Source organism: Macrococcus sp. GL_134, assembly GCF_057834705.1.
Genome location: NZ_CM174409.1, coordinates 885,983 through 911,921 on the forward strand (window position 1 = coordinate 885,983; position 25,939 = coordinate 911,921).

The 25,939-nt window shown below is 42.5% G+C and carries 21 protein-coding genes; all 21 read left to right on the top strand.

Translation table 11 applies throughout. The annotated features are described in order from the left end of the window. Positions 1-72: 72 nt before the first annotated feature. The 21 genes from ylqF to AC3IPL_RS04635 all read left to right on the top strand — a co-directional run bounded on the left by ylqF (position 73) and on the right by AC3IPL_RS04635 (position 25,891). Positions 73-957, top strand: a complete 885-nt coding sequence (ylqF, locus tag AC3IPL_RS04535) for a ribosome biogenesis GTPase YlqF (protein WP_489242059.1) — start codon at positions 73-75, stop codon at positions 955-957. Further along, positions 947-1,702, top strand: a complete 756-nt coding sequence (rnhB, locus tag AC3IPL_RS04540; protein WP_489242060.1) for a ribonuclease HII — start codon at positions 947-949, stop codon at positions 1,700-1,702. The genes ylqF and rnhB overlap by 11 nt, the downstream gene beginning before the upstream one ends. Positions 1,703-1,800: 98 nt before the next feature. Then, positions 1,801-2,970, top strand: a complete 1,170-nt coding sequence (sucC, locus tag AC3IPL_RS04545) for an ADP-forming succinate--CoA ligase subunit beta (protein WP_489242061.1) — start codon at positions 1,801-1,803, stop codon at positions 2,968-2,970. Positions 2,971-2,987: 17 nt separating this feature from the next. Beyond that, the gene (gene sucD, locus AC3IPL_RS04550; RefSeq protein WP_489242063.1) at positions 2,988-3,899 is read left to right on the top strand and encodes a succinate--CoA ligase subunit alpha; all 912 of its coding nucleotides are present in this window, start codon (positions 2,988-2,990) and stop codon (positions 3,897-3,899) included. 206 nt (positions 3,900-4,105) lie between these two features. Beyond that, positions 4,106-4,966, top strand: coding sequence for a DNA-processing protein DprA (gene dprA, locus AC3IPL_RS04555; RefSeq protein ID WP_489242064.1), 861 nt, complete (start codon positions 4,106-4,108; stop codon positions 4,964-4,966). A 90-nt stretch (positions 4,967-5,056) separates the two neighbouring features. Further along, positions 5,057-7,132 carry a type I DNA topoisomerase gene (gene topA / locus AC3IPL_RS04560; RefSeq protein ID WP_489242267.1) on the top strand — a complete coding sequence of 692 codons (2,076 nt, stop codon included), beginning with the start codon at positions 5,057-5,059 and terminating at the stop codon, positions 7,130-7,132. A gap of 131 nt (positions 7,133-7,263) precedes the next feature. Continuing rightward, positions 7,264-8,565: an FADH(2)-oxidizing methylenetetrahydrofolate--tRNA-(uracil(54)-C(5))-methyltransferase TrmFO gene (gene trmFO, locus AC3IPL_RS04565; RefSeq protein WP_489242065.1), complete on the top strand. Its 1,302-nt coding sequence runs from the start codon at positions 7,264-7,266 to the stop codon at positions 8,563-8,565. Between the two features lie 58 nt (positions 8,566-8,623). Next, on the top strand, positions 8,624-9,496 hold the full coding sequence (gene xerA, locus AC3IPL_RS04570) for a site-specific tyrosine recombinase/integron integrase (protein ID WP_489242066.1): 873 nt from the start codon (positions 8,624-8,626) through the stop codon (positions 9,494-9,496). A gap of 20 nt (positions 9,497-9,516) precedes the next feature. Next, positions 9,517-10,047 carry an ATP-dependent protease subunit HslV gene (hslV, locus tag AC3IPL_RS04575; protein ID WP_489242269.1) on the top strand — a complete coding sequence of 177 codons (531 nt, stop codon included), beginning with the start codon at positions 9,517-9,519 and terminating at the stop codon, positions 10,045-10,047. A gap of 9 nt (positions 10,048-10,056) precedes the next feature. Continuing rightward, on the top strand, positions 10,057-11,436 hold the full coding sequence (hslU, locus tag AC3IPL_RS04580; protein WP_489242068.1) for an ATP-dependent protease ATPase subunit HslU: 1,380 nt from the start codon (positions 10,057-10,059) through the stop codon (positions 11,434-11,436). A gap of 14 nt (positions 11,437-11,450) precedes the next feature. Beyond that, positions 11,451-12,224, top strand: coding sequence for a GTP-sensing pleiotropic transcriptional regulator CodY (codY, locus tag AC3IPL_RS04585; RefSeq protein ID WP_489242069.1), 774 nt, complete (start codon positions 11,451-11,453; stop codon positions 12,222-12,224). A gap of 166 nt (positions 12,225-12,390) precedes the next feature. Further along, a complete protein-coding gene (rpsB, locus tag AC3IPL_RS04590; protein ID WP_489242070.1) occupies positions 12,391-13,161 on the top strand; it encodes a 30S ribosomal protein S2 in 771 nt (256 codons plus the stop codon). A 137-nt stretch (positions 13,162-13,298) separates the two neighbouring features. After that, a complete protein-coding gene (gene tsf, locus AC3IPL_RS04595) occupies positions 13,299-14,183 on the top strand; it encodes a translation elongation factor Ts (protein WP_489242071.1) in 885 nt (294 codons plus the stop codon). 164 nt (positions 14,184-14,347) lie between these two features. Then, on the top strand, positions 14,348-15,070 hold the full coding sequence (gene pyrH, locus AC3IPL_RS04600) for a UMP kinase (RefSeq protein ID WP_489242072.1): 723 nt from the start codon (positions 14,348-14,350) through the stop codon (positions 15,068-15,070). Between the two features lie 16 nt (positions 15,071-15,086). Beyond that, entirely contained in the window at positions 15,087-15,644 is a 558-nt protein-coding gene (frr, locus tag AC3IPL_RS04605; RefSeq protein WP_489242073.1) for a ribosome recycling factor, read from the top strand. Between the two features lie 166 nt (positions 15,645-15,810). Continuing rightward, entirely contained in the window at positions 15,811-16,557 is a 747-nt protein-coding gene (gene uppS, locus AC3IPL_RS04610; protein ID WP_489242074.1) for an undecaprenyl pyrophosphate synthase, read from the top strand. Positions 16,558-16,568: 11 nt separating this feature from the next. Then, positions 16,569-17,360 (top strand): phosphatidate cytidylyltransferase, encoded by a 792-nt coding sequence (locus AC3IPL_RS04615; protein ID WP_489242075.1) that lies wholly within the window; start codon positions 16,569-16,571, stop codon positions 17,358-17,360. A gap of 8 nt (positions 17,361-17,368) precedes the next feature. Continuing rightward, complete coding sequence (gene dxr / locus AC3IPL_RS04620; RefSeq protein WP_489242076.1) at positions 17,369-18,499, top strand: 1-deoxy-D-xylulose-5-phosphate reductoisomerase; 1,131 nt, start codon at positions 17,369-17,371, stop codon at positions 18,497-18,499. A 1-nt stretch (position 18,500) separates the two neighbouring features. Next, complete coding sequence (gene rseP / locus AC3IPL_RS04625; RefSeq protein WP_489242078.1) at positions 18,501-19,784, top strand: RIP metalloprotease RseP; 1,284 nt, start codon at positions 18,501-18,503, stop codon at positions 19,782-19,784. Positions 19,785-19,803: 19 nt separating this feature from the next. Continuing rightward, positions 19,804-21,507: a proline--tRNA ligase gene (locus tag AC3IPL_RS04630; RefSeq protein WP_489242079.1), complete on the top strand. Its 1,704-nt coding sequence runs from the start codon at positions 19,804-19,806 to the stop codon at positions 21,505-21,507. Positions 21,508-21,586: 79 nt separating this feature from the next. Continuing rightward, a complete protein-coding gene (locus AC3IPL_RS04635) occupies positions 21,587-25,891 on the top strand; it encodes a PolC-type DNA polymerase III (protein ID WP_489242081.1) in 4,305 nt (1,434 codons plus the stop codon). The last annotated feature ends 48 nt before the right edge of the window (positions 25,892-25,939 follow it).

The following is a 25,939-nucleotide window of genomic DNA, read 5'->3' on the forward strand; positions in this document are numbered from 1 at the left end:
AACGAATAATTAATTATAGTACATTTTAAGTATAAATGATAATGAGAATATATAAAGAAAAGAGGTCGTTATATGACAATACAATGGTTCCCGGGACATATGGCCAAAGCAAGACGGGAAGTAACTGAACAACTCAAAATGGTCGACTGCGTGTTCGAACTTCTGGATGCACGTATTCCTTATTCATCGAGAAATCCAATGATTGATGAAGTCATTAAGGATAAGCCGAGAGTAGTGCTGCTGAACAAGATGGATATGGCTGATCCGCGCGAGACACAGAAATGGATGAGTCACTTTGAGAAACAGGGCATCTATCCGGTGATGCTCGATGCTAAAAATGGTAAAAATCTAGACAAAGTCGTCAAGGCAGCAGAACATGTCACAAAAGAAAAATTTGACCGTCTTGCTGCAAAAGGACTCCGTCCTCGTGCCATCAGAGCGATGATTGTCGGTATTCCAAACGTCGGAAAATCGACGCTTATTAATCGACTCGCCAAAAAGTCTATTGCTAAAACCGGAAATACGCCGGGCGTAACGAAAAAGCAGCAATGGATCAAAGTAGGGAAAGTACTGGAACTGCTCGACACACCAGGGATACTCTGGCCAAAATTTGAAGACCAGCTCGTTGGCAAAAAGCTGAGTTTGACAGGAGCCATTAAAGACAATATTGTCCATCTGGACGAAGTGGCTATCTACGGCCTGGAGTTTGTTCAGACGTATGATCTTGCCACACTGAATAAGCACTATAATATCGAAGTGACCGCGGATGCACCTTATATCGAATTATTTGATGCAATCGGCAAAAGTCGCGGCATGAAAAATAAAGGCGGCGAAGTGGATTACGAGTCTGTGATTGAATTGGTCATCAGAGAAATCAGAAATGCCAAGTTCGGACGCTACACGTTTGACCGAGTTGATGAGTTGAACCAGAATGCAGAGCTGTCCGATGAAGCTTAGTGACTTTAAAATATATCTATCAGAATTAACAGACGAATACGTTATCCGTGATATGTATAAGACAGAGGCACGGATAGGTGCCAAAAAATTGATCGGTCAACGACTGAAACAACTGGAGCGCGACCGTTTGGAGCGGCTGAACTATCAGACAGCCAGTGCCTATGAAGATCAGTATGCCGGGCATATTATCTGTGGGATTGATGAAGTAGGGCGTGGACCGCTTGCTGGTCCGGTCGTTGCGTGTGCAGTGATACTTGAAGAAGGTCATTATTACCCAGGCTTGACGGATTCCAAAAAACTATCCCGAGAGAAACGTCAGGACATCGAGCAGCAGCTGCTGGAATCTGTTCGTGATTATGCCATTGGTATGGCTTCAGTGGAAGAGATTGATGCCATCAACATATACGAAGCGAGTAAACTTGCGATGAGAAGAGCTGTTCAAGGTTTGTCAATTCAACCGACTGTGCTGCTGATTGATGCCATGAAGCTTGAGACAGGTCTTGTTGAAGAATCGATCATTAAAGGTGATGAGAAGAGTGTATCCATCGGAGCCGCGAGCATCATTGCGAAAGAATATCGTGACCGGTTGATGGCGTCATATGACAGAGAGTACAGCGGATATGATTTCAAAAACAATGCAGGTTATGGCACAAAGAAACATTTGGAAGGTCTCCGGAAACTCGGAATTACACCGATTCATCGTCAGACATTCGAACCGGTCAAGAGTATGATAATACACCATTAAAATCAGAATTTATCGCTCGATACGGTTTACAATAACGCTTTCATTTTCTATAATTGCTACGTAAGCAGAATTTAACCCGTATTTTAGGAGGATGGAAAATGAATATCCATGAGTATCAAGGAAAAGAAATTTTTCGCTCAATGGGTGTAGCTGTGCCAAACGGTTCAGTGGCTTATACACCTGAAGAAGCTGTCAAAGTAGCAAAAGAATTAAATCCTGGTGTCTATGTTGTTAAAGCACAGATTCATGCCGGGGGTCGCGGCAAAGCGGGCGGAGTTAAAATTGCTAAAAATCTTGATGAAGTGAAGGCATACGCGAAAGAGCTTCTTGGTAAAGTGCTGGTAACACACCAGACGGGTCCAGAAGGTAAAGAAGTAAAACGTTTACTTGTTGAAGAAGGCTGCGATATTAAAAAGGAATACTACTTAGGTTTCGTCCTTGACCGTGCGACTGACTCAGTCGTGTTAATGGGGTCAGAAGAAGGCGGTACTGAAATTGAGGAAGTTGCAGAAACAAACCCAGAAAAAATCTTCAAGGAAGTCATTGATCCTGTGACAGGCTTAATGCCGTACCAGGCAAGAAGACTTGCTTTCAATATCAATATTCCGAAAGAATCTGTAAACAAAGCAGTTAAAATCATGCTCGGTTTATATGATGTCTTCATCAAAAAAGATGCATCAATCATCGAAATCAATCCTCTTGTAACTACGGGTTCAGGTGACGTTCTGGCACTGGATGCAAAAATCAACTTCGATGCGAACGCATTATACCGTCACAAAGATATCGTTGAATTACGTGACCTTGAAGAAGAAGATCCAAAAGAAATCGAAGCGTCTAAATATGACCTTGCATACATTGCATTGGATGGCAACATCGGCTGTATGGTTAACGGGGCAGGTCTTGCGATGGCAACGATGGATACGATCAATCACTTCGGCGGTAATCCCGCGAACTTCCTGGATGTAGGGGGCGGCGCAACGAAAGAGAAAGTAACAGAAGCTTTCAAAATCATTTTAGGTGATGAAAAAGTAGAAGGTATTTTCGTCAACATTTTCGGCGGTATCATGAAATGTGATGTCATTGCTGAAGGTGTCGTTGCAGCAGCGAAAGAATTAGAACTGACAATTCCGCTGGTTGTTCGTCTTGAAGGTACGAACGTCGATCAAGGTAAAGAAATTCTTAGCAATTCCGGTTTAGCGATTACACCTGCAGGGACAATGGCTGAAGGCGCTCAAAAAATCGTTGAATTAGTAAAAGAAGCTGAATAGGAAGCGGGGAGAAATTTGTGGGAGTATTTATTGATAAAAATACGAAAGTATTAGTACAAGGGATTACTGGCGCAACTGCGCTTTTCCATACAAAACAAATGCTTGAATACGGTACACAGATCGTTGCAGGAGTGACTCCTGGTAAAGGCGGCATGGAAGTTGAAGGCGTACCTGTCTTCAATACGGTTGAAGAAGCAGTGGAAGCAACAGGTGCAACTGTATCTGTTATCTATGTGCCGGCACCATTTGCAGCAGATGCGATTGTAGAATGTGTCGATGCAGAACTTGAGCTTGCTATTTGTATCACTGAACATATTCCGGTTCTTGACATGGTCAAGGTGAAACGTTATATGAAAGGCAAATCTACACGCTTAGTCGGTCCTAACTGTCCAGGTGTGATCACTGCTGATGAATGTAAGATCGGTATTATGCCGGGCTATATTCACAAAAAAGGTCATGTCGGCGTTGTATCACGTTCTGGAACACTGACTTATGAAGCGGTTCACCAGTTGACACAATTAGGTATCGGTCAGACAACAGCAGTAGGTATCGGTGGCGACCCAGTCAACGGTACTGACTTCATCGACTGCTTAGAAGCATTCAATAACGATCCTGAAACACTCGCGGTCGTCATGATTGGTGAAATCGGTGGTACTGCAGAAGAAGAAGCAGCAGAATGGGTGAAAGCGAACATGACAAAACCTGTTGTCGGCTTCATCGGTGGACAAACAGCACCTCCTGGAAAACGTATGGGCCATGCAGGTGCCATCATTTCTGGCGGTAAAGGAACAGCTTCAGAAAAAATTAAAGCAATGAATGCAGCAGGCATTAAGACAGCTGCCACTCCATCAGACATTGGTTCTACATTAGTAGAACGCATCAAAGAAGAAGATGGTCTTTACGAAAAATGTCTGACAGTGACACAATAATTTCAGGAAAAGACTTCTCATAGCACTTTTCATCGCAGACACTTGTTATGTCAGCGATGAAAAGTTTTTTTATGTACCAAATTTTAGTGGACAGTTGATAAAACAGCGACTATTTTTTTCGATTTCAATGGATAATTTACTATTCTTATCGACGAATTTACACTTTCTCAACTTATCGGTCTTATGATAAGAATGAGGTGATAAATATGATGGAACAAGATATGATCTTAAAATTAATCTATGCCGGATTTACAACCGGTCAGCTCCACAGATTTAAAGAGCGATTCGGTTGTTTTAATTATATTCAGTTAAAATATGAAATGCTGCTGTCAGAATTTGCAGATGCCAAAATGCATGCTAAGCTCAGTCGTATGAATTTGCTGGATGCCGGTCAGATCAGAGAGGATTTACAGCGGAAAGGAATTGTTCCGCTCTTCTATAGTGATCCTGGATATCCACAGCTGCTGCTAGAACTCTATGATTATCCTTTACTGCTGTTCTGCAAAGGTCATCTAAACTATTTGACTGAACCTCATTGCCTTGCAGTCGTCGGAGGAAGAGAGCGTACGTCGTATACGAGGACAGTGCTGGATCAGTTTATACCTGAGCTGGTCCGGCACCAAGTTGTCATCGTCAGTGGACTCGCTAAAGGAACAGACTCTGATGCTCACATTCTCGCCGTTCATCACCACGGGAAAACTATTGGAGTGCTTGGATTTGGTCATGACTTTCATTATCCGGAGGAGACGCGGCTGCTCAGGAAATATATGGAGCAGCATCAACTGGTCATCAGTGAATATCCGCCGCACATCACATCACGCGCATGGCAGTTTCCTGAACGCAACCGAATTATCAGTGGACTCTGCAGAGGGACTTTCATAACGGAGGCGAAGAAACGGAGCGGCAGCCTGATCACATGCGATCAGGCGCTCGATCAGAATAGAAACGTCTACTGCCTTCCAGGGCCGATAACAAGCGTCTATTCAGAAGGTTGTAATTTAAGAATTTCAGAAGGTGCAAAGCCTTGTCTGTCGGTCGTCGACATACTAGAAGATTATCAGTCTTAGAGCAGTTATAACATTTAATAATTGACAACTATTTGTAAGTACCGTTATCATTTACACTTGAATAACGAAACAGTCATAAGCAAAGGGGAGATACAATTGGCAGAGAATCTTGTCATTGTTGAATCGCCTGCAAAAGCAAAAACCATTGAAAAATATTTGGGAAAAAAATATAAGGTCATTGCCTCTATGGGACATGTTCGGGATTTACCGCGCAGTCAGATGGGCATTGACGTTGAAAATGATTTTGAGCCAAGATATATTACAATTCGCGGAAAAGGGCCTGTTGTTCAGGAACTGAAAAAACATGCTAAAAAAGCAAAGCATGTTTACCTGGCAAGTGACCCGGACCGCGAAGGTGAAGCGATTGCCTGGCATTTAGCACATTTACTGGATATCGATGAAAACGCAAAGTCACGTGTTGTATTTAATGAAATTACGAAAGACGCAGTCAAAGAAAGTTTTAAGTCGCCGCGTGCCATTCAACACGAGCTCGTGGATGCACAGCAGGCAAGACGAGCATTAGACCGCCTTGTAGGCTATAACATTTCGCCTGTACTATGGAAGAAAGTCAAAAAAGGTCTGTCAGCCGGTCGCGTACAATCTGTCGCACTGAAGCTGATTATTGACCGTGAAGAAGAAATCAGTGCGTTTAAGCCTGAAGAATACTGGACTATTGATGGTCAGTTTGAACATCAAGGTGTGACGTTCAAAGCGAAGTTTCTACACGAAAACAATAAGCCGACAAAACTTCATAACAAACAGGATGTCAAAGCGATTGTCAAGCAGTTGTCTTCTGATCAGTTTAATGTGACAGACGTCACTAAAAAAGAGAAGCTGAGAAATCCTGCGAATCCATTTACGACATCCAGTCTGCAGCAGGAAGCAGCGCGCAAGCTGAACTTTAAAGCTCGCAAAACGATGATGCTTGCGCAACAGCTGTACGAAGGTATCGATTTGAAGAAACAAGGAACAGTGGGTCTGATTACTTACATGAGAACAGACTCCACCCGAATTTCTGATACGGCAAAAACTGAAGCAGCAGGTTACATCAAAGAAAAGTTCGGTGAGCAGTACTTGTCAAAACGAAAGTCAGCAGGACAGAAAGCTGGAGCACAGGATGCCCATGAAGCCATTCGTCCAACGTCTGCACTTCGGACACCGACAGAGATGAAAGCTTACTTATCAAGAGACCAGTTAAGATTGTACAAGTTAATCTGGGAGCGCTTTATGGCAAGTCAAATGGCAGCAGCAGTGATTGATACAGTCGCAGTGGATTTAGTGCAAGGACCTATTAAATTCAGAGCGAACGGTCAGACGATTAAATTTAAAGGATTTATGAGTGTCTATGTAGAAGGTCAAGATGACGCCGAAGAAGAAGGCGAGAACAGACTGCCGGAACTAACAGTCGGCGATCAGGTCAAAGCAGTTAACATCGATGAAAATCAGCATTTCACTCAACCGCCGCCCCGCTATACAGAAGCAAGACTTGTAAAGACACTTGAGGAAAAAGGAATCGGTCGGCCATCTACTTATGCGCCGACGATTGATACAATTACGAAACGGAATTATGTCAAAATCGATCAGAAGAAATTTTTCCCGACCGAACTGGGTATCATTGTCAATGAATCAGTGAAAGAATATTTTCCTGAAATTATTGATGTTGATTTTACAGCCAATATGGAAGCACTGCTTGATAGAGTGGCTAACGGGGAGATCTCCTGGAAGAAAGTCATTGAAACATTCTATGGTGATTTCAAGCTGCATGTCGACCGGGCAGAAGCTGAGATGGAAAAGATTGAAATCAAAGATGAACCGGCAGGAGAAGATTGTGAGAAATGTGGATCGCCGATGGTCATTAAAATGGGCCGCTACGGGAAATTCATGGCGTGCTCCAATTTTCCTGACTGTCGTAATACGAAAGCAATTGTCAAATCTATCGGTGTCCCATGTCCGAAATGTAAAGACGGTGAAGTGGTAGAACGTAAGTCTAAAAAGAATAGAATCTTCTATGGCTGTACGAACTTTCCGGAATGTGATTTCATTTCATGGGATAAACCTGTCGCACGCCAATGTCCGAAATGTGATACACAGCTTGTAGAACGCAAAAAAGGTAAGACGATGCAGGTCGCTTGTCCTAATTGTGAATATGAGGAAAAAGCACAATAATCAATAGGCCCTTCAGGAAATTTCCCTGGAGGGTTTCATTATGTCGTCATCAATTTGACTTCATAGGATTTAAAGGTTTATTTAATTGTCAGAATATATTACAATCATTGAGGATACAAGGAGGAATTACAATGTCTAAAATTAATGTGATTGGTGCCGGGCTGGCTGGTTCAGAGGCAGCTTATCAACTTGCAAAGCGTGGTATCAAAGTCGATTTATATGAAATGCGTCCGGTGAAACAAACACCTGCCCACCATACGGATAAGTTTGCAGAGCTTGTCTGCTCGAATTCATTGCGTGGTAATGCGCTGACGAATGGTGTCGGTGTCCTGAAAGAAGAGATGCGTCGTCTTGATTCATTGATCATCAAGGCTGCAGACAGTGCAAGCGTTCCTGCTGGAGGTGCTTTAGCAGTTGACCGTCATGAGTTCAGCGGCTATATTACGGATACTTTGAGAAATCACGAGAATATTACGGTGATCAACGAAGAAATCAATGAAGTCCCTGACGGTCCTACCATTATAGCGACAGGACCGCTGACAACTGAACATCTATCTAAGAGCATCCAGGAGATGACAGGTCAGAGTCATTTGTACTTCTATGATGCAGCAGCCCCTATCGTTGAAAAAGAATCCATCGATATGGACAAAGTGTATTTGAAGTCACGTTATGACAAAGGTGAAGCCGCTTATTTAAATTGTCCGATGACGGAAGAAGAGTTCGATCGTTTTTATGAGGCATTACTGGCAGCAGATGTCGTCCCGTTAAAAGAATTTGAGAAAGAAATTTACTTTGAAGGCTGTATGCCGTTTGAAGAGATGGCACGTCGCGGTAAGAAAACATTATTGTTCGGCCCGATGAAACCAGTAGGGCTGGAGGATCCAAAAACCGGAAAACGGCCGTATGCTGTCGTTCAGCTGCGCCAAGATGATGCAGCAGGTACATTATATAATATCGTCGGCTTCCAGACACATCTGAAGTGGGGCGCGCAAAAAGAAGTACTGCAGCTCATTCCTGGCCTGGAAAATGTGGATATTGTCAGATACGGTGTCATGCACCGCAATACTTTCATCAACTCTCCGACGAATCTTGAACAGACCTATCAGTTCAAAGGGAAGGAAGATTTGTTCCTGGCGGGACAGATGACCGGAGTTGAAGGCTACGTTGAAAGTGCAGCGAGCGGTTTGATTGTAGGAATTAATGCGGCAAAACTATTATCAGGGGTGAAGCCTATTACATTCCCTGAGAAAACAATGATCGGTGCAATGGCTTATTACATTACGCATACCAATAGCAAGAACTTCCAGCCGATGAATGCGAATTTCGGTTTATTACCACCGCTCGACAGCCGTATTAAAGATAAAAAAGAACGATACGAGGCTCTTGCTGCTCGTGCACTTGAGAGTCTTGAACAATTTAAAGTGACGTTATAGTTTCGATTGTTAAAGAAATCTGAATTGTGATACAATTCAGATAACTGGAGGTGGCGTAGTGGAAAGTCAATTAAACGCGTTCGCTGATTACTTAAAGAACGAAAAGAATTTTTCTGTCCATACGCTTATCGCATATGACCATGATGTCCGATCATTTATAGACTATCTAAACCGTGAAGGATTGAATCTTGAAACGTTCAGCTATCAACATGCGCGGGGTTATTTAGTCTATTTATATGAACAAAAACTGACACGGTCGTCTGTATCCCGTAAAATATCCAGCTTAAAAACGTTCTATCGATTCATCCAGTTGGATAAAGAGGCAGTTAATCCATTTGATGCACTGGTTCACCCTAAAAAGGAGCAGTACTTACCTTCCTTTTTCTATGAAGAAGAAATGACACAGCTGTTTGCAGAGATAGATCAAGGTAAGCCGCTTCATAAGCGTGACCAGCTCATTATGGAACTGCTCTATGCCACTGGAATACGGGTATCAGAACTTGTTAACCTGAAACTGACTGATATCGATGAAGAGTTGATGATGATAAAAGTACTTGGAAAAGGCAGCAAAGAGCGTATGGTTCCTTTCGGCACATTCGCCTTAAAAAGTTTACGGGATTATTTTCCGGTGAGGCAGCAGCTTGCGCATGACCATGATTTCCTGTTCGTCAATCATCTAGGAGAGCCGCTGACAGCAAGAGGCGTCAGATATATTCTTGATCAGATCATCAAACGCGCCGGTAATGTGTCTGAGATACATCCACACAAAATGCGTCATACATTTGCCACCCATCTATTGAACGAAGGTGCAGATCTCAGAACGGTACAGGGTCTACTAGGACACGTGAACTTATCGACAACAGGACGTTACACGCATGTAACGAAAGAACATCTTAGACAAACTTATTTGAATGCACATCCACGTGCATAAAGGAGAGAATCATTTTGGCAATGCATGCAACAACTATTTTTGCGATTAAACATAACGGACAGTCTGCGATGAGCGGTGATGGACAAGTGACATTAGGTGAACAAGTCATCATGAAAGCAACAGCAAAGAAAGTAAGACGCCTGTTTGATAATCAAGTCGTCGCCGGGTTTGCCGGCAGCGTTGCAGATGCGTTCACACTATTTGAAAAGTTCGAAGCAAAACTGTATGAATACGACGGTAATTTATCACGAGCTGCAGTTGAACTCGCTAAAGAATGGCGCGGTGATAAAATGTTGAGACAGCTGGAAGCCATGCTGATTGTGATGAATGACAAAGAGCTGCTGCTTGTCAGTGGTACAGGAGAGGTCATTCAACCAGATGACGATATTATTGCTATCGGGTCAGGCGGTAACTATGCTCTCAGTGCCGGTCGTGCCTTGAAGAAGCATGCGCCCCAACTCACGGCAAGGGAAATAGCAGAAGCAAGTCTTGAGACCGCTGCAGACATCTGTGTCTTTACAAATCACAATATTATTGTTGAAGAATTATAAGGAGGCATCATGAACAATCAAATGAAAATGACGCCGAAAGAAATTGTCAATGAACTCAACCAGCATATTATCGGTCAGGAAGAAGCGAAGAAAAAAGTGGCAATCAGCCTTCGTAACCGGTACCGGCGCTCACTGCTGGACGCTCATCTGCAACAGGAAATCATCCCGAAGAATATACTGATGATTGGACCGACTGGTGTCGGGAAGACAGAGATTGCGAGACGGATGGCAAAGCTTGTCGGCGCGCCGTTTGTCAAAGTGGAGGCGACAAAGTATACAGAAGTTGGATACGTCGGTCGCGATGTCGAAAGTATGATCCGCGACCTGATGGAGAATGGTGTCCGGTTGATTCAAGCGGAGAAAAAGAAAGAAGTTCTCGCAGAAGCGGAGAAACGAGCAGAAGAAAGACTTGTGAAGCTGCTGGTGCCAGCCATGAAAAAGAAACAGCAGGCACAAAATAATCCGTTTGAATCGCTGTTCGGCGGGCAATTTCCGTTTGCTGAACAAAGTGATGCAGAAGAAGTGACGGCAGAGATCAGTTCTAAACGCCGTGATATCCGTATGAAGTTGTCAGCACACCAACTTGAACAAGAGGAAGTTGTCATCAAAGTGGAGCAGGAACAACCGATGCTTATGCCCGGTATGGACAATCATATGCAGGACATGCTGAGCCAGATGATGCCTAAAAAGAAAATTGAACGCCGATTAACAGTCGCCAAAGCACGACCTATTCTCATTGATGAAGAAGCATCAAAACTGATCGATCAAGTGTCAGTCAATCAGGAAGCCGTACAATTGACTGAACAGATGGGAATCGTATTTATCGATGAAATCGATAAAATTGCCGGTTCATCCAATAGTGGCCAGGATGTTTCCCGTCAAGGCGTACAGCGAGATATACTGCCGATTGTCGAAGGAAGTGTCGTCCAGACTAAATACGGCGCAGTGAACACCGAGCATATTCTCTTCATTGGTGCAGGTGCTTTCCATGTGTCAAAACCGAGTGATTTAATTCCGGAGCTGCAAGGACGTTTTCCGATTAGAGTGGAGCTGGATAAATTGACGGTCGAAGATTTTGAGAAGATTCTTCGTGAGCCGAAACAGTCGCTGTTAAAACAATACGAAAGTCTGCTCGCTACAGAAGATGTGGCGATCAATTTCACAGATGATGCGATTACAAGGCTTGCTGAGATTGCTTATGAAGTCAATCAGGAGACTGATAATATCGGCGCAAGACGCCTTCATACAGTCATTGACAAAATGCTTGAAGACCTTTCATATGAAGCATCTGAAATGCCTCATGCGCGTGTGGATATTACGAAGCAATACGTCGAATCAAAACTAGGTTCGATTTCGAAAAATAAAAACTTAAGTGAATTTATCTTATAAAAAGGAGAATTAAAATGAACTTATTAACGAGAACACGTGAGATCAACAAATTATTACAGGAACATAAAGGGCTTGCTGTTGACTTTAAGGAAATGGCGGACCATCTGGGCAGCGTGATGCAGTCAAATGTTTTTATCCTCTCAAGAAAAGGGAAGATTTTGGGGTTTGGGGTCAATGAACTGCTGAAGAATGAACGTCTTATTAAAATGCTGGAAGATAGGCAGCTACCGATGGAATACACAGACTGGCTGCTTGATGTCGAAGAAACAGTATCTGACATTCCGTTATCCAATCGATTGACTGTGTTCCCAACTGAAAATGATGAGTTGTTTAAAGACAGTCAGACAACCATCATCCCGATTAAAGGGGGCGGTGAGCGACTTGGGACGCTTGTACTAGGTCGTATCGACAAAAACTATGATGATAACGATCTTGTATTAGGGGAGTACGCAGCCACAGTTGTCGGAATGGAAATTCTGCGTGAAAAACATACAGAAATAGAACAGATTGCCCGCGATAAAGCAGCCATTACGATGGCTATCAACTCTTTATCTTATTCTGAAAAAGAAGCGATTGAACATATTTTTGAAGAATTGAATGCGACAGAAGGACTGCTCGTTGCTTCTAAAGTAGCAGACCGTGTAGGAATTACGCGTTCAGTCATTGTCAATGCGCTTCGTAAATTAGAAAGTGCCGGAGTGATCGAATCCCGTTCATTAGGTATGAAAGGAACGTTCATTAAAATTAAAAAAGAACAGTTCCTGGATGAGCTCGCTAACAGTCATTAATTTGCAGCTTAAAAAACTTGTTTTAGCGGGAACAGTATGTTATATTAATAGACGGCTTTCAAAAAGCTAATTCACACATTACAGATAAGTATTTTGATTGGTGCAGCTTAAGTTGTTGTCAAAATTGCCTGTAATGGCGGAATAAACCACTAGGAGGAAAATTAAAATGGCAGTTATCTCAATGAAACAATTGTTAGAAGCTGGTGTTCACTTCGGTCATCAAACACGCCGCTGGAACCCAAAAATGAAGAAATATATCTTCACTGAAAGAAATGGTATTTACATCATCGACCTTCAAAAAACAGTGAAGAAAGTTGAAGAAGCGTACAACTTCATGAAATCTGTTGCTGAAGAAGGCGGTACTGTATTATTCGTCGGTACTAAAAAACAAGCGCAGGAAGCAATCAAAGAAGAAGCAGAACGCTCAGGTCAATTCTACATCAACCAACGTTGGTTAGGTGGAACATTGACTAACTACAAAACAATCAACAAACGTGTGAAACGTATTGCTGAAATCGAAAAAATGGAAGCGGACGGTACTTTTGACGTTCTTCCTAAAAAAGAAGTTGTAGAACTTAAAAAAGAATACGATCGTCTGATCAAATTCTTAGGCGGTATTCGCGATATGAAATCTATGCCATCTGCAATCTTTGTTGTTGACCCACGTAAAGAACGTAACGCAATCGCTGAAGCGAAAAAATTACACATTCCTATCGTAGGAATCGTCGACACTAACTGTGATCCAGACGAAATCGACTATGTTATCCCTGCAAACGACGATGCAATTCGTGCCGTTAAATTATTAACTGGTAAAATGGCTGACGCTATCTTAGAAGCGAAACAAGGCGTTTCTGATGAAGAAGTTGCTGCAGAGCAGAACATTGATTTAACAGAAGCTCCAGCTGCTGAAACAACTGAAGAAACAACTGAAGCTTAATTATAAACAACCAGGTGATAAGTTGAATGTCTTATCACCTTTTTTTAAAAAGAATTTATTAAAATAATCGCCTTTTATCCTGCAATCTTGTATGATTAAAGCGTGGATACATCACTATAATCTGGAGGAATTTATTCATGGCTATTTCAGCACAATTAGTAAAACAATTACGTGAAAGAACTGGTGCAGGTATGATGGACTGCAAAAAAGCATTGACTGAAACTGATGGTGACATCGATGCAGCAGTAGACTACCTTCGTGAAAAAGGTATCGCAAAAGCAGCTAAAAAAGCAGACCGTATCGCAGCAGAAGGAACAACTTATGTTGCTTCTAAAGGTAATGATGCTGTTCTTCTTGAATTAAACTCTGAAACTGATTTCGTTGCCCGTAACGAAGGGTTCCAAGCGCTTGTAAAAGAAGTAGCAGATCACATTCTTGCTGTTAAACCAGCAGATGTCGATACATTATTAACTTCTGAAATGGCAGAAGGAAAAACTGTTGAAAACAAAATTAATGAAGCCATTTCTACAATCGGTGAAAAATTAACACTTCGTCGTTTCGTATTAGCAACTAAAACAGATGCTGATTCATTTGGTGAGTACTTACACATGGGCGGCCGTATCGGTGTTCTTGCAGTAGTTGAAAATTCTACTGATGCATCAGCTGCGAAAGATGTTGCTATGCACATCGCTGCACTTAACCCTAAATTCGTTTCACGCGAACAAGTATCAGCTGAAGAGTTAGCACATGAAAAAGATATTTTAAAACAACAAGCGTTAAATGAAGGTAAACCTGAAAATATCGTTGAAAAAATGGTAGAAGGTCGTCTTCGTAAATATCTTGAAGAAATCTGTGCTGTCGATCAGCCGTTCGTTAAAAATCCGGATCAAACTGTAGCTGAATTCTTAAAATCTAAAGGTGGTTCATTGAAATCATTCGTTCGCTACGAATTAGGTGAAGGAATTGAAAAACGTTCAGATAACTTTGCTGATGAAGTTATGGGTCAAATTAAAGGTAACTAATCATACAGGACACGTTCACTCGTGTCCTTTTTTTACATATTCATTGAACAGAATGATAGAAACAGATTAACTTTTCAATCGTTTATTGTTATAATACATATAGTTTTGTGCGCTTCTTTCACTAGTAAAGAGGTAAATAATAATTTCTGAAAGGGCGATTACAATTGAGCGAATCATCTAAATATAAACGAGTCGTACTGAAATTAAGCGGAGAAGCACTAGCCGGAGAAGCAGGATTCGGAATCAATCCTGTCATTATTAAAAATATTGCAAAACAAGTGGCAGAAGTCGCTCAAATGGACTGTGAGATTGCAGTTATCGTCGGCGGCGGGAATATCTGGCGCGGTAAAACAGGCAGTGATTTAGGAATGGACCGTGGGACAGCGGACTATATGGGAATGCTTGCCACAGTAATGAATTCTCTCGCACTGCAGGATAGTCTGGAGCAGCTTGACTGTGATACGCGTGTTCTTACTTCCATTGCGATGCAGCAAGTAGCAGAACCATACATTAGAAGACGTGCCATCAGACACCTTGAAAAAGGTCGTGTCGTTATCTTTGCAGCAGGTATCGGCAATCCGTATTTTTCTACAGATACAACAGCCGCACTTCGTGCAGCTGAAATGGAAGCAGATGTTATTTTGATGGGTAAAAATAATGTAGATGGTGTCTACTCAGCCGATCCAAAATTAGATCCAACGGCTAAAAAATATGAGTCACTAACTTATATACAAATGCTGCAGGAAGGTCTGCAAGTGATGGACTCAACAGCGAGTTCGTTCTGTATGGACAATGATATTCCTCTCGTGGTATTCTCAATTATGGAGGAAGGTAACATCAAACGTGCCGTAAGAGGCGATGTTATCGGAACTACGATTACTAAGTAATGATAGGAGACTAATAATGACAACAGCAATTTTAAATGAAGCAAAAGACAAAATGTCAAAAAGTATTGATAGTTTAACGCGTGAGTTTGCAGGTATTCGTGCAGGTAACGCCAGCGCTAATTTACTTGATCGTGTCACTGTTAACTATTACGGTGCGGACACACCAGTCCAGCAGCTTGCAGGAATTTCTGTACCGGAAGCAAGAATGTTAGTCGTATCACCATACGACAAAACATCTATCAACGATATTTTAAAAGCAATCAATCAGGCAAATCTCGGTGTCAATCCAACATCTGATGGCAATGTCATCAGAATCACAGTTCCTGCGCTGACTGAAGAACGTCGTAAAGATTTAGTGAAAGAAGCAAAAAAAGAAGCTGAAAATGCTAAAGTTGCTATCCGTAATATTCGTCGTGATGCGAATGATGCTTTGAAAAAAGCTGAAAAATCAGGTGAACTGACTGAAGATGATTTAAAAGGATTCAGTGAAGATGTTCAAAATCTGACGAATGACAACATTAAAAAAATCGATTCTTTGACTGAAGACAAAGAAAAAGATATTATGGCGGTCTAGTTGACGGCTTAGAAGTTGGAATACTCTTTTCTTCGAATATTATTCGAAGTGAGGAGTAGGTGCCGACTTCTTTTTTTGTTATAAGGGACAATCAATAAAATTGACGACTTCAATTATGGCTTGTGATAGAATAAAGGAATAGTAATATGAATAGCTGGAGGAACGTATGTTTAATTTATTCAAGAAAAGTTCTTTGTCAGAGAAACACGTTCATCAATCCGTACCCGAGCATATTGCCATTATCATGGATGGTAATGGACGATGGGCAAAACAACGCAGAATGCCGCGTGTCAAAGGTCATTTTGAAGGAATGCAGACAGTCAAAAAAATTACTCGGCATGCCAGTCAAATCGGTGTTAAGTATTTAACACTCTATGCGTTCTCAACTGAAAACTGGTCTCGTCCAGAAGATGAAGTCAATTATTTAATGAAATTGCCGGGTGACTTCTTGTCATCATTTTTACCTGAATTGATAGAAAAGAATGTGAAGGTTGAATCGATCGGCTTTATCGATCAGCTGCCTGATCATACGAAGCAGGCATTGTTTGAAGCGAAAGAACAAACAAAGCATAATACAGGGCTTAAATTAATCTTTGCGATGAATTATGGGGGACGAAAGGAAATTATATCAGCTGTTCAGCTCATCGCCTCTGAATATAAAGAGAACAATTTGGAATTGAGTGACATTGATGAAGAATTGTTCAGTACGTATTTGTTTACCAAGCATTTTCCGGACCCAGAACTGTTGATTAGAACTTCGGGTGAGGAAAGACTCAGCAACTTTTTAATATGGCAGACTTCATACAGTGAATTTGTCTTTGAGGACAAGTTGTGGCCGGATTTTGCTGAAGCAGATCTGGACCATGCCATCGAAATTTATAATAACCGTCAACGTCGATTTGGGGGACTTTAAGGAGTACATCTATGAAAACAAGAACAATGACAGCCATTATTGCTATGGCTATTTTTCTGCCGATTGTTATATACGGCGGCTGGCCGGTGCTGATTCTTGCATTTTTGCTCGCCATTGTCGCACTAAAAGAAGTATTGAATATGAAGAAGATCAAGCTCTATTCATTACCGGGCATCATCAGCTTAATTGCATTGTGTCTGATCTTGTCACCACAACGGAGCGATCTCGTCCAGATGCAGTATCAAGTCCCTTTTCTCATTATCATGAGTTTAATTCTGTTAAGTCATACTGTATTTTCTAAAAATAGATTTACATTTGTAGATGCGGCATTCTGTATGCTTGCAGTCGCTTATGTCGGAATAGGATTCATGTACTTCTATGAAACAAGACACAATGCCGGACTTCATTTTCTTTTGTTTGCTTTATTGATTGTCTGGTTGACCGATACAGGCGCTTATATTTTCGGTCGTTTATTCGGCAAGCGTAAACTATGGCCGGAAATCAGTCCGAACAAAACAGTTGAAGGCTTTGTCGGTGGTATATTGTGCAGTACGATTGTAGCTGTCGTCTTCAGCATATATTATGATATGCCGCTTAGTTTGTTTCCGTTATTGCTGGTAACATGGCTGCTCAGTTTGTTTGGTCAATTAGGTGACCTTGTTGAGTCAGCTTTGAAACGTCATTTTGACGTCAAGGATTCCGGCACATTGCTGCCAGGCCACGGCGGAATATTGGATCGTTTTGATAGCTTCATCTTTGTGCTGCCATTGATGAATATTTTACTTATTAACTTTCAAGGTTAGGTGAAGATATGAAGAATATAGGAATATTAGGGGCCAGTGGTTCTGTAGGGAGGCAAGGACTGGATGTCATTAGAGAACACGCTGATGCCTACCGTCTCGTGAGCTTTTCAGTCGGTAGAAGTATAGATATAGCCAAGGCTGTCATTGAAGAATTTCAGCCGGATATCGTCTGTGTGCAGAATGAACTGGATGCAGCCGCGCTTGAAGGTTATGACATTGAAGTAGTATCTGGTGATGAAGGTCTATTAAAAGTTGCGGGATACTATAAGAATGATATGCTGCTGAATTCCATATTGGGAAGTGTCGGATTAAAACCGACGCTGCATGCAATTGAACAAGGAATTGATATTGCGCTTGCTAATAAAGAAACACTTGTTGTCGCAGGTGAACTAGTTATGAAGGCCGCAAAAGAGCATGGTGTTCACATTCTTCCCGTTGATTCAGAGCATTCGGCTATATACCAGTGCATGAACGGGGAAGATGCCAAGTCAGTCAACAGATTGATCATCACAGCAAGCGGGGGATCATTTAGAGATTTGTCGCGAGCAGACCTTGAACATGTTACTCTGGAAGATGCATTGAATCATCCGAACTGGTCGATGGGTCAGAAAATTACGATTGATTCTGCGACGATGATGAACAAAGGACTGGAAGTGATTGAAGCCAGGTGGCTGTTTGATATTCCGGTCGAACATATTGAGACAGTGCTTCATAAGGAAAGTATCATTCATTCTATGGTAGAATTTAACGATACAAGTGTTATCGCGCAACTAGGTACACCGGATATGCGGATGCCTATTCAATACGCGTTCAGTTATCCGGACAGAATACCAAGAAAGGCAGAGCGTCTAAATCTGGCAGCGATTGGTCAATTGAATTTCAAACCGATGGATCTGGAACGGTTCAAGTGCTTGAAATTTGCTTATGATGCCATTCAGATAGGCGGAACAATGCCAGTCGTTATGAATGCAGTGAATGAAGTGGCGGTGGCAAAGTTTCTGAACGGAGAAATCAGTTTCTTGGATATTGAGCGATTGATTGAACGCGAAATGGCTGCCCATCATGTGATATTAAATCCGGACCTTGAGACTATACTAGAAATCGACGCTCATTATAAGTTGCGTCATTACGAGGTGTAATATGCTAGGAATTATTTCATTTATTATTGTCTTTGGTCTTCTTGTCACTGTTCATGAATTCGGACACCTATATTTTGCAAAACGAGCAGGGATAATGTGCCCGGAGTTTGCCATCGGGATGGGTCCCAAAATATTTTCATACAAGAAAGATGAAACGCTGTATACGATTCGTATGCTGCCGGTCGGCGGCTATGTCATGATGGCTGGCAGTGGAATGGATCAGAACCCTGTAACCGCAGGGATGACCATCAGCATCAAAAAAAATGAAAATAACGAAGTGACACATGTCATATTAGATGACCAGCATCAGTTCAGACAGATTGAACAGCTTGAAGTGACAGACAGTGACTTTGAAGATCGTCTATTTGTCTCTGGCGTTGACCAGTATACTAACGAAACAGTGACTTATCCGATTGCTGAAGAAGCGTATTTTGTTCGTGAAGGCGACTTGATTCAAATAGCACCGGTAGACCGTCAGTTTAAAAACAAAAAACCGTGGCCGAAATTTTTGACCTTGTTTGCCGGTCCATTATTTAACTTTATATTGGCGTTACTGTTATTCATCGGCTATTTCTATGCGTCAGGAACACCGACAGACAAGGCAATCATCGGTGGGGTGCTGGAAGACAGCCCGGCAGACAAGGCAGGTCTTGTCACTAAGGATAGAATTGTCAGCATCGACGGTGAATCCATCGATCAATGGGAAGATATGACGTCCTATTTCAATAACGAAGATATCAAGGCTCATGATGTTGTCATTGAACGTGATGGTAAGACGATGACAAAAACTATCACTCCGGTTATTCAGAAAGTTCAGGATGGTTCAGAAGAAGTAGACAAAGCTGTCATTGGTGTCAATGCATTGACGACACATGAGAATTTGATTGACCCTTTGATTTACGGGGTCAAGACTACTTTCAGTACCGGTCTATTGATTTTCAACTTAGTCGGTGCATTGTTCGCAAGTATCTTTACCGGCACCTTCTCATTTGACATGTTGAACGGGCCGGTCGGTATTTATAAGAACACGGAGAAAATTGCGTCATTAGGTCTTCTGCCGCTTGTCGGTTTTACAGCGACACTATCAGTGAACTTAGGTATCATGAATTTGCTGCCTATTCCGGCACTGGACGGCGGAAGAATCTTGTTTGTCATCTATGAGGCGATCTTCAGACGTCCAGTCAACAAGAAAGCAGAAATTGTCATCATCTCAATCGGCGCAGTCTTTTTGTTCTTTGTGATGATTATGGTGACGTGGAATGATATACAGCGTTATTTCTTTTAATTGAACAGGAGGATATTAAATGAAGCAGTCAAAAATGTTTATTCCGACGTTACGGGAAGTCCCGAATGATGCGGATTCAAAAAGTCATCAGCTGCTGTTGAAGGCAGGAATGATCAAGCAGATAGCGAGTGGTATTTACAGCTATCTCCCTATCTCAAAACGGGTACTCAATAAGATTGAAGCGATTGTCCGCGAAGAGATGGAGGCAGTCGATGGTATCGAAATATTGATGCCTGCACTGCAGCCGGCAGAACTATGGCAGGAGAGCGGGCGCTGGCCGAGTTACGGGGCAGAACTGATGCGTATGACTGACCGTCACGGGCGTGAGTTTGCACTTGGACCAACACATGAAGAAATCATCACGTCAATCGTTCGTGATGAACTTAAATCCTATAAGAAGCTGCCAGTCACTTTATTCCAGATTCAAAATAAATTCCGTGACGAAAAAAGACCGCGCTTCGGCTTGCTTCGCGGCCGTGAATTTATTATGAAGGATGCGTATAGTTTTCATGCATCTGAAGAATCGCTGGATGAAACCTATCAAGATATGTACCGAGCCTATTCAAATATTTTCACGCGTGTTAATCTGGCGTTTCGTCCTGTGATCGCAGACAGCGGTGCCATCGGTGGAAGTCACACTCATGAGTTCATGGCACTTGCAGAGATCGGTGAAGATACAATCGCCTATACAGATGGAAGTGATTATGCAGCGAACATCGAAAAAGCAGAAGTCATCTACGTACCGAACATTCAGCATACGGAAGAACAACCACTGGAGAAAGTTCATACGCCGGGTTTGAAAACAGCGCAGCAGCTGGCAGATTCACTTAGTAAACGACTGGATGAGATTGTGAAATCGATGATCCTCAAAGTGGATGACCGCTACGTGATGTTTTTAATCCGAGGACATCATGAGCTGAATGACGTCAAAGTAAAATCATATTTTGGTACGGAATTAGTCGAGCTGGCGACAGAGGCGGAAATTGAAGGCATAATGGGTGCTAAGCCAGGATCACTCGGACCAGTGGGTGTTGATAAGATAGAAATCTATGCAGATAACGCTGTACAGGATATCAATAATCTTGCGGTCGGTGCTAATGAGATAGACTATCACTATATCAATGCGAACCTAGGCCGTGACTTTAACGTTGAGGCATTCGGAGACTTCCGCTTTATCCTGGAAGGCGAGCCGGCTGCAGACGGCAGTGGACCCGTGAAGTTCGCTGAAGGAATTGAAGTCGGTCAAGTCTTCAAGCTGGGAACAAAATATTCTGAAGCGATGAAAGCGACATTCCTTGACGAGCAGGGCAAAGCCCGTCCTATGATCATGGGCTGTTACGGTATCGGTGTGTCACGGACGTTATCAGCTGTCATTGAACAGCATCATGACGACAACGGTATCATCTGGCCGAAAGCGATCGCACCTTATGACGTTCATATCATTTCGGTGAATCCTAAGCAGGAAGTGCAGCGCAACCTTGCAGACCAGTTGTATGACAAGTTCAGACAACACTACGACGTCCTGTACGATGATAGAAACGAACGCGCAGGTGTTAAATTTAATGATGCAGATTTAATCGGCGTCCCTCTTCGAATTGTAGTCGGCAAAAATGCTTCAGACGGCATGGTTGAAGTAAAGCTGAGAAAAACAGGTGAATCATTTGATGTAGCGGTCGACGAACTGCAGGCTAAAATTGATTCGTTATATGGTACGCTGGAATAAAAATTTGATATAATGAATGAAGCAAAAAGTAATACGCACTGACGCGTGTTACTTTTTATTTTGAGAAGGTGGTTCTTGCGTGGCAGATAAATATGAAAAATTTAAAATCCTTTTGACACAGCTGAAAATGACAAATGTTTTTCCTGAAGATATCATTTCAGCATGTTCACTTGAGCGACTGGATATATCAAGGAAAGATAGACAGTGGCATCTATACATCACAAGTCCCGTCATCCTGCCGAGTGATCTTTACTTTCAGTTCTGCAATGAATTGACAACAGCATTCAGCCATATCGCTGATGTCAGCGTGTCTATTAAAGTACTTGACCAATCGGACATGACAGACAAACTGCCGGGTTATCTCCATCATTGTATAGAGCAGACATCCGTCAGCCCTAGTTTAAAGATGCAGCTGAAACATAAGACCTATTCATTTTCAGGCAATGTGCTGAAATTTCAAGTAAATAATGAAGTTGAAAAAAAACATCTTGAAAAAGGATGTAATGGTTCTTTACTGAAAGCATTCAAACAGGCGGGTTTTGAGCTTGATCAAATCATCTTTGAAGTATCAGAAGAAAATCAGCTTAAAGAATGGGAATCACTTGAAGCCCATATTCAGGAGGAAGATACAACAAGTGCCATTGAAGCTCGTGAACGTGTGGCAGAAATGCAGCGTCAGCGGGCTGAAGAAGACAGTGATGAAGTAGGCACCTGTTCCATTGGTAAAGAAATCAATGTGGAGACGATCCGACCGATTTCATCCATTATCGAAGAAGAGTTTAAAGCGGCCATTGAAGGCGTCATCTTTGATATTGAAATTAAAGAACTTAAAAGTGGTCGTCATATCGTTCAGCTGAAGATCACGGATTATACAGATTCCTTAACTTTGAAGATGTTCACACGAAAAGGTAAAAATGATCTGGAGCATTTCAAAGCATTGAAACCAGGTAAATGGGTACGAGCGCAGGGGCGCATCGAAGAAGATACATTCATCCGTGATTTAGTGATGATGATGAATGACATCCATGAAATCAAGAAATCACCGAAAAAGGACAAATCTGAGGAGAAGCGGGTTGAGTTTCATCTTCATTCCAGTATGAGTCAGATGGACGGTATTACTCATATCGGTAAATATGTTGAACAAGCAGCTCAGTGGGGTCATCAAGCCATTGCTGTGACAGACCATAACGTCGTGCAGGCATATCCTGATGCACATGCAGCGGCAGAGAAGCACGGTATCAAGATGATCTATGGATTAGAAGGAATGCTGGTCGACGACGGTGTACCAATTACTTATCATCCAACAGACCGCCTGCTTAAAGAGAGCACTTACGTGGTCTTTGACGTTGAGACGACTGGTTTAAGTTCACAGTATGACAAAATCATTGAACTCGCTGCAGTCAAGGTCAAGAACGGTGAAATCATCGATAAGTTTGAACGGTTCAGCAATCCGGGGGAACGGTTGAATGAGACAATTAAACGCCTGACTGGTATTACAGACGATATGCTCGTCGGTGCACCGCCGATTGAGGAGGTGCTGCCGGAATTTAAGGAGTGGGTCGGAGATGCGATATATATAGCGCACAATGCGAGCTTTGATATGGGATTCATCGATACAGGATACGAACGTTTGAAGCTAGGTGCAAGTACGAACGGCGTCATTGATACACTTGAATTGTCCCGAACGATTAATACAGATCTAGGCAAGCACGGTTTGAATTTCCTTGCCAAGAAATACGGTGTGGAACTGACACAGCATCACCGGGCTATCTATGATGCAGAGACAACTGCCCATATTTTCATCAAGATGATGAAACAGATGGAAGATTTAGGTGTCACCCATCATCATGACATTGACCAGAAGTTATCTAATAAAGATGCCTACAAACGCGCACGTCCTGTTCACGTCACACTGATTGTACAGAACCAGACAGGACTTAAAAACCTATTTAAAATTGTCAGTGAATCATTAGTGAGCTACTTCTACCGGACACCGCGTATTCCGCGTTCCTTGCTCAATGCCAACCGGGAAGGACTACTGGTCGGCAGCGCGTGTGATAACGGTGAAGTCTTCACGGCTGTCATGAACAAAGATCAATCTGAAGTTGAAAAGATTGCAGATTTCTATGATTTTATTGAAGTGCAGCCGAAAGCATTGTATCAGCATCTGTTGACGCGTGATTTAATCCGCGATAATAAGACACTGGAAGAAATATACCAGCGAATCATTGCGGTCGGCGAGAAACTGAATAAGCCTGTTATAGCGACAGGTAACGTCCATTACTTATATGAATATGACAAAATTGCACGCGAAATTCTGATCGCCTCTCAGCCGGGCAACCCGCTTAATAAAAGTGGTTTCCCTGATGCTCATTTCAGAACAACTGATGAGATGATGGATGACTTCATGTTCCTTGGTGAAGACAAAGCGCATGAGATAGTCATTAAAAATACGAATGCCCTCGCTGATTCAATTGAGCGGGTCGTACCGATTCGTGATGAACTCTATACGCCGTCCATTGAAGGGGCCAATGAAGAAATACGTGAAATGTCCTATGCGAATGCCCGGAAACTATACGGTGAGGAACTTCCGGATATTGTCACGGCACGACTTGAAAAAGAGCTGGCAAGTATTATAGGTAACGGTTTTGCAGTGATCTATTTGATTTCACAGAAATTAGTGAAGAAATCGTTGGATGACGGCTACCTCGTCGGATCGCGGGGTTCTGTCGGTTCGAGTTTTGTTGCGACCATGACTGAAATCACAGAAGTCAACCCGCTGCCACCGCATTATATATGTCCCGAGTGCAATGCCAGTCATTTCTTTGATGATGGCTCTGTCTCAAGCGGCTTTGACTTACCTGACAAAAAGTGTGAGACATGTAATGTTCCGTTCATCAAAGAAGGACAGGATATCCCGTTTGAGACGTTTCTAGGGTTTAAAGGAGACAAAGTTCCTGATATCGATTTGAATTTCAGTGGTGAATATCAGCCGATTGCCCATAATTACACGAAAGAGCTGTTCGGTGAAGATAAAGTGTTCCGTGCAGGGACTATCGGTACAGTTGCAGAAAAAACCGCATTCGGTTACGTCAAAGGCTATTTGAACGATAACAGCATGCATAAGCGCGGTGCAGAAATCGACAGACTGGTCAAAGCATGTACAGGTGTCAAGCGGACAACAGGACAGCATCCAGGGGGCATCATCGTTGTGCCTGAACATATGGATATATATGATTTCACACCGATTCAGTTTCCAGCAGATGATCAAAACTCAGCCTGGAAGACGACACACTTTGATTTCCATTCGATACATGATAACTTGCTGAAGCTGGATATTCTTGGACACGATGATCCGACGATGATCCGCATGCTGCAGGATTTGTCTGGCATCGATCCTAAGACAATTCCAGTCGATGACAAGGAAACGATGAAAATTTTCTCCAGCCCTGCAAGTCTTGGTGTGACTGAAGAAGATATTCTATGTAAGACAGGGACGTTCGGTGTACCGGAATTCGGAACGGGCTTTGTAAGGCAGATGCTTGAAGATACGAAACCGAGCACCTTCTCTGAACTTGTCCAGATTTCCGGATTATCTCATGGTACAGACGTCTGGCTTGGTAACGCACAGGAATTGATCCGTACAGGAACATGTGACTTGTCAGGGGTTATCGGATGTCGTGATGACATCATGGTATATTTGATGTATGCAGGATTAGAGCCATCACTCGCCTTTAAGATTATGGAGTCTGTTCGTAAAGGTAAAGGACTGTCTGAAGAATTTGAAGAAGCAATGCGGGAGAACAACGTTCCAGAATGGTATCTCGACTCATGTAAGAAGATTAAATATATGTTTCCTAAGGCCCATGCTGCAGCCTATGTTCTGATGGCTGTCCGCATTGCCTACTTCAAAGTGCATCATCCATTGTATTATTATGCAAGTTACTTCACAGTAAGAGCTTCTGACTTTGATCTGATGACGATGACAAAAGATAAACATACGATCAAAGCAACGGTCAAGGATTATTACAGCCGTTATCATGATCTGGTGAAGAAGGAAAAAGACGTATTGACTGTCCTGGAACTAGCCAACGAAATGGCGCAGCGGGGCTTTAAAATGCAGCCGGTCTCCCTTGAGAAAAGTCATGCATTTGACTTCATCATTGAAGACGATACGCTTATTCCGCCGTTCATTGCTGTGCCCGGCCTCGGTGAAAACGTGGCGCGGAGAATTGTTGCGGCACGTGAGGAAGGCCCGTTTCTCTCTAAAGAGGAACTGAACAAAAAAGCAGGCGTCTCTCAAAAAATTATCGATTATTTAACGGACCTTGGGACATTGAATGATATGCCTGACAAGGCACAGCTGAGTATTTTTGATCTGTAACTCGGTCGAACCGGCCCGTTGAATGGATTTGTAAATTCTTGATTTGTT

Excerpts from the sequence above, each read along its gene's own strand:
- frr (WP_489242073.1), top strand. The coding sequence starts at position 15,087 with ATGACAACAGCAATTTTAAATGAAGCAAAAGACAAAATGTCAAAAAGT.
- uppS (WP_489242074.1), top strand. The coding sequence starts at position 15,811 with ATGTTTAATTTATTCAAGAAAAGTTCTTTGTCAGAGAAACACGTTCAT.
- ylqF (WP_489242059.1), top strand. The coding sequence starts at position 73 with ATGACAATACAATGGTTCCCGGGACATATGGCCAAAGCAAGACGGGAA.
- sucC (WP_489242061.1), top strand. The coding sequence starts at position 1,801 with ATGAATATCCATGAGTATCAAGGAAAAGAAATTTTTCGCTCAATGGGT.
- AC3IPL_RS04630 (WP_489242079.1), top strand. The coding sequence starts at position 19,804 with ATGAAGCAGTCAAAAATGTTTATTCCGACGTTACGGGAAGTCCCGAAT.
- dprA (WP_489242064.1), top strand. The coding sequence starts at position 4,106 with ATGATGGAACAAGATATGATCTTAAAATTAATCTATGCCGGATTTACA.
- rnhB (WP_489242060.1), top strand. The coding sequence starts at position 947 with ATGAAGCTTAGTGACTTTAAAATATATCTATCAGAATTAACAGACGAA.
- AC3IPL_RS04615 (WP_489242075.1), top strand. The coding sequence starts at position 16,569 with ATGAAAACAAGAACAATGACAGCCATTATTGCTATGGCTATTTTTCTG.
- dxr (WP_489242076.1), top strand. The coding sequence starts at position 17,369 with ATGAAGAATATAGGAATATTAGGGGCCAGTGGTTCTGTAGGGAGGCAA.
- tsf (WP_489242071.1), top strand. The coding sequence starts at position 13,299 with ATGGCTATTTCAGCACAATTAGTAAAACAATTACGTGAAAGAACTGGT.
- codY (WP_489242069.1), top strand. The coding sequence starts at position 11,451 with ATGAACTTATTAACGAGAACACGTGAGATCAACAAATTATTACAGGAA.
- rpsB (WP_489242070.1), top strand. The coding sequence starts at position 12,391 with ATGGCAGTTATCTCAATGAAACAATTGTTAGAAGCTGGTGTTCACTTC.
- hslV (WP_489242269.1), top strand. The coding sequence starts at position 9,517 with ATGCATGCAACAACTATTTTTGCGATTAAACATAACGGACAGTCTGCG.
- rseP (WP_489242078.1), top strand. The coding sequence starts at position 18,501 with ATGCTAGGAATTATTTCATTTATTATTGTCTTTGGTCTTCTTGTCACT.
- hslU (WP_489242068.1), top strand. The coding sequence starts at position 10,057 with ATGAACAATCAAATGAAAATGACGCCGAAAGAAATTGTCAATGAACTC.
- trmFO (WP_489242065.1), top strand. The coding sequence starts at position 7,264 with ATGTCTAAAATTAATGTGATTGGTGCCGGGCTGGCTGGTTCAGAGGCA.